This window comes from Streptomyces asiaticus (assembly GCF_018138715.1).
Classification (GTDB): domain Bacteria; phylum Actinomycetota; class Actinomycetes; order Streptomycetales; family Streptomycetaceae; genus Streptomyces; species Streptomyces asiaticus.
On sequence record NZ_JAGSHX010000006.1, the window covers coordinates 5,892,210 to 5,905,673 of the forward strand.

At 72.5% G+C, this 13,464-nt stretch carries 13 protein-coding genes and 1 pseudogene; 10 read left to right on the forward strand and 4 right to left on the reverse strand.

All coding sequences use genetic code 11. From position 1 onward, the window contains the following. Nucleotides 1-150 precede the first annotated feature (150 nt). Together dapE and KHP12_RS32725 are read left to right on the forward strand one after the other, a co-directional pair. Nucleotides 151-1,221, forward strand: coding sequence for a succinyl-diaminopimelate desuccinylase (gene dapE / locus KHP12_RS32720; RefSeq protein WP_037952210.1), 1,071 nt, complete (start codon nt 151-153; stop codon nt 1,219-1,221). A 590-nt stretch (nt 1,222-1,811) separates the two neighbouring features. Next, complete coding sequence (locus tag KHP12_RS32725) at nt 1,812-2,561, forward strand: LOG family protein (protein WP_037952212.1); 750 nt, start codon at nt 1,812-1,814, stop codon at nt 2,559-2,561. A 95-nt stretch (nt 2,562-2,656) separates the two neighbouring features. Here KHP12_RS32725 and folP read toward each other — a convergent pair whose 3' ends face one another. Beyond that, nucleotides 2,657-3,517 carry a dihydropteroate synthase gene (gene folP / locus KHP12_RS32730; protein WP_086885987.1) on the reverse strand — a complete coding sequence of 287 codons (861 nt, stop codon included), beginning with the start codon at nt 3,515-3,517 and terminating at the stop codon, nt 2,657-2,659. Nucleotides 3,518-3,648: 131 nt separating this feature from the next. Between folP and KHP12_RS32735 the strand changes: the two are divergent. Then, nucleotides 3,649-3,945, forward strand: a pseudogene (locus tag KHP12_RS32735) (DivIVA domain-containing protein); the annotation flags it as partial. A gap of 239 nt (nt 3,946-4,184) precedes the next feature. Then, on the forward strand, nt 4,185-4,781 hold the full coding sequence (locus KHP12_RS32740) for a DNA-3-methyladenine glycosylase I (protein WP_037952218.1): 597 nt from the start codon (nt 4,185-4,187) through the stop codon (nt 4,779-4,781). Between the two features lie 35 nt (nt 4,782-4,816). Here the strand turns inward: KHP12_RS32740 and chcB are convergent, their stop codons facing one another. Continuing rightward, on the reverse strand, nt 4,817-5,623 hold the full coding sequence (chcB, locus tag KHP12_RS32745) for a 2-cyclohexenylcarbonyl CoA isomerase (protein WP_086885988.1): 807 nt from the start codon (nt 5,621-5,623) through the stop codon (nt 4,817-4,819). A 356-nt stretch (nt 5,624-5,979) separates the two neighbouring features. On the opposite strand from chcB, the gene KHP12_RS32750 reads away from it, so the two are divergent. Continuing rightward, complete coding sequence (locus KHP12_RS32750; RefSeq protein ID WP_003966491.1) at nt 5,980-6,147, forward strand: DUF3117 domain-containing protein; 168 nt, start codon at nt 5,980-5,982, stop codon at nt 6,145-6,147. Between the two features lie 234 nt (nt 6,148-6,381). Here the strand turns inward: KHP12_RS32750 and KHP12_RS32755 are convergent, their stop codons facing one another. Then, complete coding sequence (locus KHP12_RS32755; protein ID WP_037952223.1) at nt 6,382-7,047, reverse strand: O-methyltransferase; 666 nt, start codon at nt 7,045-7,047, stop codon at nt 6,382-6,384. 130 nt (nt 7,048-7,177) lie between these two features. On the opposite strand from KHP12_RS32755, the gene sigE reads away from it, so the two are divergent. The 5 genes from sigE to KHP12_RS32780 all read left to right on the forward strand — a co-directional run bounded on the left by sigE (nt 7,178) and on the right by KHP12_RS32780 (nt 12,212). Then, on the forward strand, nt 7,178-7,993 hold the full coding sequence (gene sigE, locus KHP12_RS32760; RefSeq protein ID WP_078559185.1) for an RNA polymerase sigma factor SigE: 816 nt from the start codon (nt 7,178-7,180) through the stop codon (nt 7,991-7,993). Then, nucleotides 7,990-8,913 carry an anti-sigma factor family protein gene (locus KHP12_RS32765; RefSeq protein ID WP_086885989.1) on the forward strand — a complete coding sequence of 308 codons (924 nt, stop codon included), beginning with the start codon at nt 7,990-7,992 and terminating at the stop codon, nt 8,911-8,913. The genes sigE and KHP12_RS32765 overlap by 4 nt, the downstream gene beginning before the upstream one ends. Nucleotides 8,914-9,129: 216 nt before the next feature. After that, complete coding sequence (locus KHP12_RS32770) at nt 9,130-10,854, forward strand: S1C family serine protease (protein ID WP_210609815.1); 1,725 nt, start codon at nt 9,130-9,132, stop codon at nt 10,852-10,854. A 99-nt stretch (nt 10,855-10,953) separates the two neighbouring features. Beyond that, nucleotides 10,954-11,424: a sec-independent translocase gene (locus tag KHP12_RS32775; protein ID WP_037952227.1), complete on the forward strand. Its 471-nt coding sequence runs from the start codon at nt 10,954-10,956 to the stop codon at nt 11,422-11,424. Nucleotides 11,425-11,543: 119 nt separating this feature from the next. Then, nucleotides 11,544-12,212 carry a hypothetical protein gene (locus KHP12_RS32780; RefSeq protein ID WP_037952229.1) on the forward strand — a complete coding sequence of 223 codons (669 nt, stop codon included), beginning with the start codon at nt 11,544-11,546 and terminating at the stop codon, nt 12,210-12,212. A 67-nt stretch (nt 12,213-12,279) separates the two neighbouring features. Here KHP12_RS32780 and KHP12_RS32785 read toward each other — a convergent pair whose 3' ends face one another. Continuing rightward, nucleotides 12,280-13,434, reverse strand: a complete 1,155-nt coding sequence (locus KHP12_RS32785; protein ID WP_086886304.1) for an Mrp/NBP35 family ATP-binding protein — start codon at nt 13,432-13,434, stop codon at nt 12,280-12,282. Nucleotides 13,435-13,464 lie beyond the last annotated feature (30 nt).

A 13,464-nucleotide genomic window follows, 5' to 3' on the forward strand; every position in this document is an offset into this window, starting at 1 on the left:
GGGCGCGGGGTGGGGAACGCCACGTTGGCGGGGGTGACCGGGGGCCGGGGGCCGGGTGGTCGGCGGCCGGGGCCGGGGGCCGCCCGGGGGCCGCCCGGGGGCCGCCCGGGGGCCGCCGGGCGCACGGGCCGACCGGCTAGGGTCGCGGGTATGGCACACCCAGCACTCGACCTGTCCCTGGACGCGGCCCGGCTCACCGCCCGGCTCGTCGACTTCCCCTCGGTCAGCGGTGAGGAGAAGGCGCTCGCCGACGCTGTGGAGCAGGCCCTGCGGGCCCTGCCCCAGCTGACCGTGGACCGGGACGGGGACGCCGTCGTGGCCCGGACGAACCTGGGCCGGGACGAGCGGGTCGTGCTGGCGGGCCATCTGGACACCGTGCCGATCGCCGACAACGTGCCCTCGCGCCTCGACGACGACGGCATCCTGTGGGGCTGCGGCACCTCCGACATGAAGTCCGGCGTCGCCGTACAGCTCCGCATGGCCGCCACGGTGCCCGAACCCAACCGCGACCTCACCTTCGTCTTCTACGACCACGAGGAGGTCGCCGCCGAGCTCAACGGGCTGGGGCGGCTGGCCAGGAACCACCCCGAGTGGCTGGCCGGGGACTTCGCCGTGCTGCTGGAGCCCACCGACGGCAAGGTCGAGGGTGGCTGCCAGGGCACGCTGCGGGTGCGGGTGAGCACCCAGGGTCGGCGCGCCCACTCCGCGCGCAGCTGGCTCGGCGAGAACGCCATCCACAAGGCCGCGCCGATCCTGGACCGGCTGGCCGGTTACCTGCCCCGGCGGGCGGAGATCGACGGGCTCACCTACCGCGAGGGCCTCAACGCCGTGACGATCGAGGGCGGCCACGCGACCAATGTCATCCCTGACTTCTGCACGGTGACGGTGAACTTCCGCTTCGCCCCCGACCGCTCCGAGGAGGAGGCGCTCGCGCACGTCCGCGAGGTCTTCACCGGCTTCGAGGTCGAGCTCACCGACAGCGCGCCCGGCGCCCTGCCCGGTCTCGCGCATCCGTCGGCCGCCGCGCTCGTGGCGACGCTCGGGGTGGAGGTGGCGCCCAAGGACGCCTGGACCGATGTGGCCCGCTTCTCGGCGCTCGGCGTGCCCGCCGTGAACTACGGCCCCGGCGATCCGAAGCTGGCCCACACCCGCGAGGAGCACGTCCCGGTCGCCGCCGTCCTGGAGGCCGAGGAACGACTGCGGGCCTGGCTGACCCACTAGGCGATGCCCAGCGGCCGGTGACGCCCGCGGCGGGTTGTTCCCCTCCCCGCCCCTTCCCGAAACTGGGGCTCCGCCCCAGCCCCCGGATCGGGGCTGCGCCCCAGACGCCGAGACCGGGGCTGCGCCCCAGACCCCTGGACCGGGGGCTTTGCCCTAGACCCCGAGATCGGGGCTGCGCCCCAGATCCTGGACCGGGGTTTCGCCTCAGGCCCTGGGCCGGGGCTGCGCCCCAGACCCCGAAGCCGGGGTTCCGCCTAGGCTCCGGGCCGGAACCCCGCCCCAGACCCCGGACCGGGGCTCTGCCCCTTCCCGTGGCATCGATATGCGGCTCCGTCCCGGGCCTCGGGGTCCAGGGGCGGAGCCCTTGCCACGCGGCGGAGCCGCATGTCGATACTGCGGGAAGGGGCGGGTAGGGGAGAGAGCCCCGCCGGGCACCACACCCCCCTAGCGCCGCTAGCCGACCGTGCACCTGTGTGATCAGCGGTTCGGCGGGTGAGCGTGGCCCGGATTTCGGCTTTATGCCGCCCGAGGGGCCTACCCTGAAGCACAGATCTTTGACCAGATCTTGGTCTTGGCGAAGGGAGCACTCAGTGGGCAACGCCGAAGAAGAGCGAGCGCTGCGGGAGCAGCGTCTGGGCCCGGTCGTGCGCCGCCGCCATCAGATGCGACCCGAGACGACCGACCAGCGGCTTCTGGACACCCAGGGGGCCACCCACTGGGTGCACGAGGACCCGTTCCGGGTGATGCGCATCCAGTCGGAGTTCGTCGAGGGCTTCGGCACCCTGGCGGAGCTGGGCCGGGCGATCAGCGTGTTCGGTTCCGCCCGTACGCCCGAGGGGTCCCCGGAGTACGAGGCGGGGGTGCGGATCGGCCGGGCCCTCGCGGAAGCGGGCTTCGGGGTGATCACCGGCGGGGGCCCCGGCGCGATGGAGGCGGCCAACCGCGGTGCGACCGAGGCGGGCGGTGTCTCGGTCGGCCTGGGCATCGAGCTGCCGTACGAGCAGGGCCTGAACCCGTATGTCGACATCGGGGTCAACTTCCGCTACTTCTTCGTACGGAAAACGATGTTCGTGAAGTACGCCCAGGGGTTCGTGGTGCTGCCCGGCGGGCTCGGCACGCTCGACGAGTGCTTCGAGGCGCTCACCCTCGTCCAGACCAGGAAGGTCACCCGCTTCCCGATCGTCCTCTTCGGCAGTGCCTACTGGAAGGGCCTGGTCGACTGGCTCACCAACACCCTCATCGCCGAGGGCAAGGCGTCCCCGCACGACCTGGACCTGTTCCACCTCACCGATGACATCGACGAGGTGATCGACCTGGTGACCAAGGAGTCCGGCCCCTGACCGCGGGCGTCTCCTCAGGGCCCACTCAGGCCGGTCCCCACGGGCCCACTCAGGCCAGTCCCCACGGCCCACTCAGGCCGGCCCCCACGGTCCACTCAGGCCAGCCCCCGGCGGGCGACCGCCGGGGGCCGGTGGCCCGCGATGGACGACACCATGTCCAGCACCTGACGGGTCTCCGCCACCTCGTGCACCCGGTAGATCCGGGCCCCCAGCCAGGCCGATACGGCGGTCGTCGCGAGCGTGCCGATCAGCCGCTCCTTGACCGGCCGGTCCAGGCTCTCACCGACGAAGTCCTTGTTGGACAGCGAGACCAGGACGGGCCAGCCGGTCTCCGTCAGCTCGCCCAGCCGGCGCGTCGCCTCCAGTGAGTGGCGGGTGTTCTTACCGAAGTCATGGCCCGGGTCGATCATGATCCCGTCGCGCCGCACCCCCAGCTCGACGGCGCGCTCGGCGAGCTCCAGGGTGACCCGCAGGATGTCCTCCACCACGTCGTCGTAGCCGATCCGGTGCGGGCGGGTGCGCGGCCGGGCCCCGCCCGCGTGGGTGCACACCAGCCCGGCGCCGTACCGGGCGGCGACCTCGGCCAGCTTGGGGTCGACCCCGCCCCAGACGTCGTTGAGCACATCAGCGCCCGCGGCGCAGACCGCCTCGCCGACCTCATGGCGCCAGGTGTCCACACTGATCACCACGTCCGGATGGCGCCTGCGCACCTCGGCCACGAAGCCCACCGTGCGGCGCGCCTCCTCCTCGGCGCTCACCTCGTCGCCAGGACCGGCCTTGACGCCGCCGACGTCGATGATCGCGGCGCCGTCCGCGACCGCCTGCTCCACCCGGGCCAGGGCGGGCTCGTCGCTGAAGGTCGCACCCTGGTCGTAGAAGGAATCCGGCGTCCGGTTCACGATCGCCATGATCACCCGGTCGTTCTCGCCGAACTCACGTCGTCCCAGCCGCAGCATCGAACTTCCCTCACGTCTTCTTCCAGGTTGCGGGCAGCGACGATAACTGTCCGAGGGGCATGGCACGATCGGGGCAGACAGTTATCGAGGCCGACGGACACAGACTCAACCATGCATCTGACGGGGAGACGATCACCGTGTTCTTGTTCTTGCTGATCGCGCTGGTCGTGGTGGTCGGCGGGGTCACGCTCGCCGTCGTCGGCGGCGGTGACGGCCCGCTCACCGACGCGCCCCCCGACCGGCTGGACGATCCGCTGCCCGCCGACCGGCCGCTGGCGCGCGCCGATGTGGAGGGGCTGCGGATCCCCATGACGCTGCGCGGCTACCGGATGGCGGATGTCGACGATGTGCTGGGCCGCCTCGGCGCCGAGCTCGCCGAGCGGGACGCCCGGATCGCCGAGCTGGAGGCGGCGCTCGCCGGTCCGCGCCCGAAGCCCTTGTCGCCCTCCGGGCCCGGCCCCGATCCGCTGTCGGCCCTGGAGAGCGACCATGGCTTCGGGCCGGGCGGCCTCGAGGGCCCCGGGCCCGAGCGGCGCGGCGTGCAGGACGGCGGCTTCGAGGACAGCGGTTTCGACGGCGGTTTCGAGGGCAAGGGCTTCGACGCCTTCGGGCGGCGCGGTTTCGAGGGGAACGGCCTCGAGGGCCGCGGATACGAAGGGCATGGCGCATGAGCGAGCAGGGTGTGGTCGAGGGGCCGGACGGTCTGCCGCGCTGTCCCTGGGGCCTGGAGAGCGAGACCATGGCCGACTACCGCGTCTACCACGACACGGAGTGGGGCCGCCCGGTCCACGGCGATGACGCGCTCTATGAGCGGGTCTCCCTGGAGGCGTTCCAGTCCGGGCTGTCCTGGCTGACGATCCTGCGCCGCCGGGAGGGGTTCCGGGCCGCCTTCGCCGACTTCTCGATCAAGAAGGTCGCGGAGTTCACCGAGGCCGACGAGGCGCGGCTGCTCGCCGACCCCGGCATCATCCGCAACCGCGCCAAGATCGCCGCCACGATCGCCAACGCCCGCGCCGCGGCGGCCCTGGCCCCCGGTGAGCTGAGCGAGCTGATCTGGTCCCATGCCCCGGCGTCCGACGGCCGCCCGGTCCCGCGGACCTTCGCCGATGTCCCCGCGATCACCCCCGAGTCCACGGCCCTCAGCCGCGACCTCAAGAAGCACGGCTTCCGCTTCGTCGGCCCCACCACGGCCTATGCGCTGATGCAGGCGTGCGGCCTGGTCAACGACCATCTGGCCGACTGCCACATCCGCGACGCGGTCTGAGCGCCCCGACCGCCGGCCGCCGGGGCGGGGTCCCGTCAGCGGCCGGTGAACCTCGGCTTCTCCTTGTTCACGAACGCGTTCACCGCGATGGCGTGGTCGTCCGAGGCCCCCGCGCGGCGCTGCAACTCGTCCTCCATGGCCAGGGCCTCGGTGAGGGTGTGGCCCGCGGCGAAGGCCAGGGACTCCTTGATCGCGGCATAGGCCGCGGTGGGGCCCTCGGCCAGCCGCCGGGCGACCGCCGCCGCCTCGGAGGCCAGCTCCTCCGCCGGGACCACCCGGTGGGCGATGCCCAGGCCGAGCGCCTCCTGGGCGTCGATGGTGCGCGGGAAGAGCAGCAGATCCGCCGCCCGGCCGTAGCCGATCAGCCGCTGAAGGGTCCAGGAGACGCCCGAGTCGGCGGTCAGCGCGACCCCGGCGAAGGAGGTGTTGAAGGAGGCGGTGTCGGCGACGATCCGGTAGTCGGCGGCGAAGGCGAAGCCCGCCCCGGCGCCCGCCGCGACGCCGTTGACCGCGGCGACCACCGGCTTCGGCATCCCGGCGATCGCGGTGACGATCGGGTTGTAGTGCAGCGCCACCGTGCTCATGGTCGACCCCTCGCCGCTGCCGTCGCGGTCGGCGGCCAGCAGTCCGGTGTGCTCCTTGAGGTCCTGGCCGACGCAGAAGGCGCGCGGCCCGGAGCCGGTGAGCAGCACGGCCCGTACCGCCGGGCTCTCCGCGGCCTCCAGCAGCGCGTCGCGCAGCGCCTCCTTGGTGTCGATGTTCAGGGCGTTCATCGCGTCGGGACGGTTCAGCGTGATCGTCGCGAGACCCTCGGTGAGGTCGTAGAGCACGGTGTCGGCCATGGCGGTCCTCCGGCGGTGGGGCGAGGCGGGTGGGCGGCTCGGGCTGCGGCCGCACCGGCGGGCCCGGGAGAAGGCCCGCCGCGGCGGTCAGCGCACAGCATGCCGGAGATCATGACCGACCGACATGTGACCTGCGTCAAAGAACCGACCCTTCGTTCGGTGACGGCGGGCGTACGCTACCGCGATCCCCTCCCCGAATTGAGTGGTTTTGGGAGAGCGCCTCGTACAGGCGTTGCCGACCGATGTTGGTCATCGGGTCGTGCCATGCGGGATAATGACGGGGAAGCAACGTGTTCGATGCCGGTGACACCTGGGTTGTCGGCTGCGATGAGCTGGTTTCAGGAAGGGGAACGAGCATGGCGGCCATGAAGCCGCGGACGGGCGACGGCCCGCTCGAGGTGACCAAGGAGGGGCGGGGCATCGTCATGCGCGTTCCGCTCGAAGGCGGCGGTCGGCTCGTCGTCGAGCTGACACCGGACGAGGCCGACGCCCTCGGCGACGCCCTGAAGAAGGTTGTCGGCTGACGGCTTGCGGCCCACCATCACCCGCGCGCTGCCCCGGCGGCCGGTACGTCAGGTACCGACCGCCGGGGCAGCGCTTGTAGGGGGTTCCGCCGGAGGCGGCGGACGGCTGTTCCCGGCCCTTCCGACTGTTCCGGCCGTTCCGGCCGTTCCGGCCGCGCGGTTTCGGCCCCGCCCGGCCGCGCGGTTTCGGCCCGGTCCGGCCGTTGGGATCCAGCCCCGACCGGACGTGGGGATTCAGCCCCGCTTGACCGCGCAGAGCAGGCCGTCGCCGACCGGCAGCAGGGACGACTGGAGCACGGTGGACTCCCGTACGGTCCGCAGCAGCTCGCGCACCCGCAGCACCTCCGTGGGCTGGGCCGCGGAGTCCACGGTCCGCCCGTTGGTGAAGACCCCCTCGAAGCAGACCAGTCCGCCGGGCCGCAGCAGCCGCAACGATTCGGCGAGGTAGTCCAGGCACTCCAGCCGGTCGCCGTCGCAGAAGACCAGGTCGTATCCGCCGTCGGCCAGCCGGGGCAGGACGTCGAGGGCGCGGCCGGGGATGAAGCGGGCCCGGTTCCCGGTGAATCCGGCCTCGCGGAACGCCTGCCGGGCGAACTGCTGCATCTCCGGTTCGGTGTCCACGGTGGTCAGCACGCCGTCCGGGCGCATTCCGCGCAGCAGGTGGATTCCGGAGACGCCCGTCCCGGTGCCGATCTCGGCGACGACCTTGGCGTCGGCGGTGGCAGCGAGCAGCCGCAGCGCGGCGCCGGTGCCTGCCGACACCGAGCGCAGCCCTGCTTCCCGGGCCCGGTCACGGGCCCAGTGAAGGGCTTCGTCCTCGGCGACGAACGCGTCGGCGAACGCCCAGCTCGTCTGCCGGTTGCCGGTAATGACCCTCTCCTGTCCCCGTAGTTGGCGCAACGGTGACTGTATCCGCTGCGCACGGGAACCCGCAGATGGGACCAGGCGTTGTAGAAGCCGGGGGGACTGTATGGATCACGACCAAATGCAGGTCAAAAATGCTTATCCGGAGCTAACGGGCGAGGTGGATATGGTAGGGGCTCTACTGGAGACCACCAGAGCCGACAGGGGAGGTGCGGCTGCGGCCGGTGACCGGCGAGTGCTGAAGCGCTTTCGCAGGTCAGTGGGCGAGCCGAAATCCGTGACCAACACCGCTGACCGTTCTCACCCCCGTAGCCCGAAGGGCACGGGAGGTGCGCCCCTCGCCGAGTCCGCCACCACCGCGACCTTCGCCACGGATGCGGACGCGGCGTGGACGCCTCCCACCTGGGAGGAGATCGTCAGCACTCACAGCGCACGGGTCTACCGCCTCGCCTACCGGCTCACCGGTAACCAGCACGATGCCGAGGATCTCACCCAGGAAGTGTTCGTCCGCGTCTTCCGCTCGCTGTCGACGTACACCCCGGGCACCTTCGAGGGCTGGCTGCACCGCATCACCACCAATCTCTTCCTCGACATGGTCCGCCGTCGGCAGCGCATCCGCTTCGACGCGCTCGGCGAGGACGCGGCGGAGCGGCTCCCCAGCCGCGAGCCCTCTCCCCAGCAGCACTTCAACGACACCCACTTCGACGCGGATGTGCAGCAGGCGCTGGACACCCTCGCCCCGGAGTTCCGCGCCGCCGTGGTGCTCTGTGACATCGAGGGGCTGTCGTACGAGGAGATCGCGGCCACCCTGGGCGTCAAGCTGGGCACCGTGCGCAGCCGTATCCACCGCGGCCGCTCGCATCTGCGCAAGGCGCTCCAGCACCGCGCCCCCGCGGCGCGGACCGGTCAGCAGCATGAGGTCGCCGCGGCGGCGCCGGGTGTCACGGCCCCCCGGCTGAGCGGGGAGGTCGGAATCGCGTGACCCGATCAGGCGGTCCGTCCCCCGCCGAGCAGCATCTCGGCGACCGCCTTGCGGCTCTGGTCGACGGTGAGCTGGGGCATGACGCGCGGGAGCGCGTCCTCGCCCATCTCGCCACCTGCTGCAAGTGCAAGGCGGAGGCCGATGCTCAGCGTCGGCTGAAAAACGTGTTCGCCCAGACGGCGCCCCCGGCACCGTCGGAGGGCTTTCTGGCCCGGCTCCAGGGCCTGCCGGCCGCGGGCGGCGATGACGGTATGGGTGGCTCCCCGTTCGGGGGCTCGGGCGTCTTCGGCCCGCGCGATCTGCGCGGCGGATCGCGGGATGTGCGCGAACTGGGCGATGTGCGGGAGCCGGAGGAGAGACGGGAGCGGGCGTTCGCCTTCGTGCCCGCGATGCCCCCGGGTACCGCGATCGCACCGGCGGCGTCGGCCCGCGCCTCGCGTCAGCGCGGCTTCCGGATCCATGAGGTCGAGCGCCCCGCCCCGCGCCGCAGGTTCGCCTTCGCGGCGGCCGGAGCGGTCTCCCTGGCGGCCTTCGCGCTCGGCGCGGCCCTGCCGCTGGACGCGGCGGTCGACCCCCCGGGCAATTCGGCCGACGGGGCCGACACCGCGGTCTCCCCGGCGGGCGCCGACACCGCCGTGAACGCGGGCGTCCGGGAGCGCACCCGCCAGGACGTGGGCCTGCTGGCCACCACGGACACCCGCACGGGCGCCCCGTCCCCGACGGCCACCCCGTACCCACCGTCCCTGCGCCAGCCCGTGGCGGCGCTGAATCCGCTGATACAGCCGATTCTGTCGGTCACGGAGCTGCTGCGGACGTCGAACTCCACGCCCCCGGCCCCCCGGCCGACCCAGCTGGAGGTCCCGTCCGGGCCCGCGTCGGGCGGCTCGCCGTACCTCGGGGTCAGCGCGCCCCCGAAGTAGCACGGAAGAAGTAGCGCGGAAGCGGTACGACGGCGATCACGGCATCCCGTTTCCGGCCGCCCGTGTCTTTGCCGATCATGACAAGGTCTTTTCGTCCGCCCTGCGCGAGCGCCGACGGACCTGATTGAATCGCCTCCGGGCAGCGCGACCCGGAGGCGGCGATGTATACCCCGGACGGGTGCGGTCCCTGCCTGTCTGCGGGAACTTGGGGAGATCATGGACGAGCCGAGGGCCCCTGGGCCCGAGCCGAAGCCGAAGTGGTGGAGCCGCCCGGCCGCCGCGCGACCCGGCGACCGGCCGAACGACGCGGCGGAGGGCGCCGGGGAGCGTACGGAGGCGGTCGCCGAGCGAGTGGCGCCGGAGCCGGTGGACGCCCCCGTGGAGGGCCCGGCGCCCGAGGAGCGGGCGCCCCGGCCGTTGCACGAGCCCGATCCGTACAGCACCCCGCCCTACGGCGACCCCGGGCCCTGGGCCCCGGCCCCGCCGGTTCAGCACCCGGTGGCGACCCCCGCGCAGGGCACGCATGTCCCGCCCGGGATGGCTCAGGCGCCGCCCCGGACGCCGTCCCAGGCGCCCGGGATGACCCCGCCGCACGGCACCACCGTGCCGCCCGCCGCGGGGCCCGTACCGGGCCGGAGCGCGCCCCCGCCCCTGCCGCGGCACCCCGGGATGACCCCGCCGCACGGCACACAGCTGCCTCCGGGCCCCGGAGAGCCCCACCAGGGCCACCAGGGCGCCCCCATGGCCCAGCCCGCCCAGAACGTCCAGTGGGGCGGCTACGACCCCTGGACCGTGATCCCGCCGCCCGCCGAGCGCGAGCGGAAGACCGTCTCCCGCCGCGGCGCCTGGATCGCCGTGCTGCTGATCGCCCTGGTCGCGGGGTGCCTCGGCGGCGGTATCGGCGCCTACGCGGAGCGGGACCGCGCCTCCGGGGGCGTCGATGTGAAGCTGCCGCAGGCCCCGGTCGAGAAGGAGGCCAGGTCCCCGGGCAGCGTCGCCGGGATCGCCGCCCGCTCATTGCCCGGCGTGGTGACCATCCATGTGCGCGGCGGCGCGGAGGAGGGCACCGGCACCGGCTTCGTCCTCGACAAGCAGGGCCACATCCTCACCAACAACCACGTCGTCCAGCCCGCCGGCACGGACGGCGACATATCGGTCACCTTCAACGGCGGCCAGGATGCCAAGGCCGAGGTGATCGGCCGGGACGCCGGGTACGACCTCGCGGTGATCAAGGTGGACCGCGTCTCCGGGCTCACCCCGCTGCCGCTGGGCAACTCCGACTCCGTGCGCGTCGGCGACCCCGTCGTGGCCATCGGCGCCCCCTTCGACCTGGCGGGCACGGTCACCTCCGGGATCATCAGCGCCAAGGAGCGCCCCATCACCGCGGGCGGCGAGAAGGAGGACGGCAGCGACGTCAGCTATGTCGACGCGCTCCAGACCGACGCCCCGATCAACCCGGGCAACTCCGGCGGCCCCCTGGTCGACCGCAAGGCGCGGGTCATCGGGATCAACAGCGCGATCCGGGCCGCCGACGACGGCTCGGGCCTCGGCGGCGGCCAGGGCGGCAGCATCGGTCTGGGCTTCGCCATCCCGATCAACCAGGGCAAGCGGGTCGCCGAGGAGCTGATCAACACCGGGAAGGCCACCCATCCGGTCATCGGCGTCACCCTCGACATGGGCTACACGGGCGACGGTGCCCGGGTGAACACCAAGGGTGCCGACGGCGGTGCGCCGGTCACCGCGGGCGGCCCCGGCGACAAGGCGGGGATCAAGCCCGGTGACGTGATCACGGAGGTGGACGGCGTCCGGGTGCACAGCGGCCAGGAGCTGATCGTGAAGATCCGCAGCCACCGCCCCGGGGACCGGCTCGGGCTCACCGTCCGGCGCGACGGCAAGGAGCGCGCCGCGGAGCTGACCCTGGGCTCGGCGAGCAGCGGCTGACGCCCGTTGTTGGCCCGGCCGTCTCCCGCGCCGACCCCACCGCCAGGTACGGTATTGAGTGGCCCAGGCCGGGGCCCGGACGTCTTGAGGAGCTGCAAGGTGTTGGACATAGGACCTCTCGAGCTTGTCGCGCTCGTTGTCCTTGCGGTGCTCGTCTTCGGCCCGGACAAGCTCCCGAAGGTGATTCGGGACGTGACGCAGTTCATCCGGAAGATCCGGGAGTTCTCCGACAGCGCCAAGGAGGACATCCGCTCCGAGCTGGGGCCGGAGTTCAAGGACTTCGAGTTCGAGGACCTCAACCCCAAGACGTTCGTGCGCAAGCACGTGCTGGACTCGGATGAGCTGGGCCTGAAGGAGATCCGTAACGGCTTCGACCTCCGTAAGGAGATGGCCGAGGTCGCCGACGCGGTGCACGGCCGGGAGAGTGATCCGCCGCAGGGCTCTTCAGGGGCTTCCGGCACCACCCCGCTGTCCCTGTCCAAGGACGACTCCAGCACGCCTGACCTGCTGCGCAAGCGCGAGGAGCCGGGGCGCGAGGAGCGTCCGCCGTTCGACTCCGACGCCACTTGATCCCCCCGTATGCCCGGCCTGGTTGACCCGTATGGCTATCCTCCCTTTGTCCGGGGTGAGGGTCGCCCGAGGGGGGCGGGCCGCCCACGACGCAGGGCAAACGAGGAGGCCGCGCGCACATGGAGACCACGGGTCGGCTAGGGGAACGAGGGGTGGCAGCGGCCGCGCAGGGGATGCCCGCCGACGCCCGGCGGAGCGTCGACGGCTATCTGATGGCCGCCTTCCCCTGGTACGGGCTTGACGAGGCGTTCACCGGCCCCCGCTGGCTGATGCAGGTGGGTGCGGCGGCGGACGGCATCGTCGAGTACGGCTCGACCGGCCATGGCGAGGAACCGTCCCTGAAGGTCGAGACCGATATGGACCAGCAGCGCTTCACGGTCGTCGTCACCGTCGCCAGCCGCCCGGGGCGGGACAGCGCCGACGGCACCGGCAAGCTGGAGGCCACCTCGGTCTCCTCGGCCGCCTGGCTGGCCGGATCCGGTCTGTTGTCGTGCACCTGGCCGACCCGCATGGAGCGGGCGCTGCGCCAGGACTGGCTGGACCAGCAGACCGCGATCGCCTGGGAGCTGGCGGACGATCTGGAGGGCGAGAGCTGGTCGCAGCTGTCGCTCCCGGTGGACGGGGTGCCGACCGACTTCCACTACCGCGAGTCGGAGTACGGCTGGGTGCTGGCCGGTACGGCGAACGAGGACGTGCACATCGGGGCGTACGGGCGCGGGATGAGCGCCTACGGCCTGGGCTTCGCCGTCGTGAAGGACATCGCCCGCTACGACGGGCAGGACGGGTAGGGCCGTACACGGCTGAGAGGGGCGGTTTCCCCGGGGAAACCGCCCCTCAGCCTCGCTCAGAACCTGTTCAGAACTTGTTGCGCGGGGTGACGCCCAGCGACATGCCCGCGAGGCCGCGCCGGCGCCCGCCGATCTTGCCCGCGATCGCCTTGAGCGCGCTGCCCGCCGGGGAGTCGGGGTCGGTCAGCACGACCGGCTTGCCCTCGTCGCCGCCCTCGCGCAGCCGTACGTCGATCGGGATGGCGCCCAGCACCGGCACCGTCGTACCGGTGGTCCGGCTGAGCCCGTCGGCGACCACCTGGCCACCGCCGGTGCCGAAGACGTCGACCATCTCGTCGCAGTGCGGGCAGGGCAGCCCGGACATGTTCTCCACCACGCCGACGATCTTCTGATGGGTCTGGACGGCGATCGCGCCGGCCCGCTCGGCGACCTCGGCCGCGGCCTGCTGCGGCGTGGTCACCACCAGGATCTCGGCGTTGGGCACCAGCTGGGCGACGGAGATCGCGATGTCGCCGGTGCCCGGGGGGAGGTCGAGCAGCAGCACATCGAGGTCGCCCCAGTAGACATCGGCCAGGAACTGCTGGAGCGCGCGGTGCAGCATCGGCCCGCGCCAGACCACCGGGGCGTTCCCCGGGGTGAACATCCCGATCGAGATCACCTTCACACCGTTCGCGGACGGCGGCATGATCATGTTCTCGACCTGGGTGGGCCGTCCGTCGGCGCCCAGCATGCGGGGCACCGAGTGGCCGTAGATGTCGGCGTCCACCACGCCGACCTTGAGCCCGTCGGCGGCCAGCGCGGCGGCCAGGTTGACCGTCACCGAGGACTTGCCGACCCCGCCCTTGCCGGAGGCCACCGCGTACACCCGGGTCAGCGAGCCGGGCTTGGCGAAGGGCACCTCGCGCTCGGCCTGGCCGCCGCGCAGCGAAGCGGCCAGCTCACGCCGCTGCTCGTCGCTCATCACCTCGAGGTCGACCGTGACTCCGGTCACACCCTCGACCTCGGCGACCGCCGTCCGCACATTGCCGGTGATCGTGTCCCGCATCGGACAGCCGGAGACCGTGAGGTAGACCACCACGGCGACCGAGCCATCCGCCGCGATCTCGACGGATTTGACCATGCCGAGTTCGGTGATCGGCTTGTGGATCTCCGGGTCGTTGACCGTCGCGAGCGCGGCGCGTACCGCGTCTTCGCTCGGCGCTGGGAGGGTGTCGGTAGCCATACGGAGATGGTACGGCGCCGTGGGCGGGGC

Bases quoted from the DNA above. Each gene is read 5' to 3' on its own strand.
- dapE (WP_037952210.1), top strand. From the start codon at position 151: ATGGCACACCCAGCACTCGACCTGTCCCTGGACGCGGCCCGGCTCACC.
- folP (WP_086885987.1), bottom strand. From the start codon at position 3,517: ATGCTGCGGCTGGGACGACGTGAGTTCGGCGAGAACGACCGGGTGATC.
- KHP12_RS32740 (WP_037952218.1), top strand. From the start codon at position 4,185: ATGAGCGAGCAGGGTGTGGTCGAGGGGCCGGACGGTCTGCCGCGCTGT.
- chcB (WP_086885988.1), bottom strand. From the start codon at position 5,623: ATGGCCGACACCGTGCTCTACGACCTCACCGAGGGTCTCGCGACGATC.
- KHP12_RS32750 (WP_003966491.1), top strand. From the start codon at position 5,980: ATGGCGGCCATGAAGCCGCGGACGGGCGACGGCCCGCTCGAGGTGACC.
- sigE (WP_078559185.1), top strand. From the start codon at position 7,178: ATGGTAGGGGCTCTACTGGAGACCACCAGAGCCGACAGGGGAGGTGCG.
- KHP12_RS32770 (WP_210609815.1), top strand. From the start codon at position 9,130: ATGGACGAGCCGAGGGCCCCTGGGCCCGAGCCGAAGCCGAAGTGGTGG.
- KHP12_RS32780 (WP_037952229.1), top strand. From the start codon at position 11,544: ATGGAGACCACGGGTCGGCTAGGGGAACGAGGGGTGGCAGCGGCCGCG.
- KHP12_RS32785 (WP_086886304.1), bottom strand. From the start codon at position 13,434: ATGGCTACCGACACCCTCCCAGCGCCGAGCGAAGACGCGGTACGCGCC.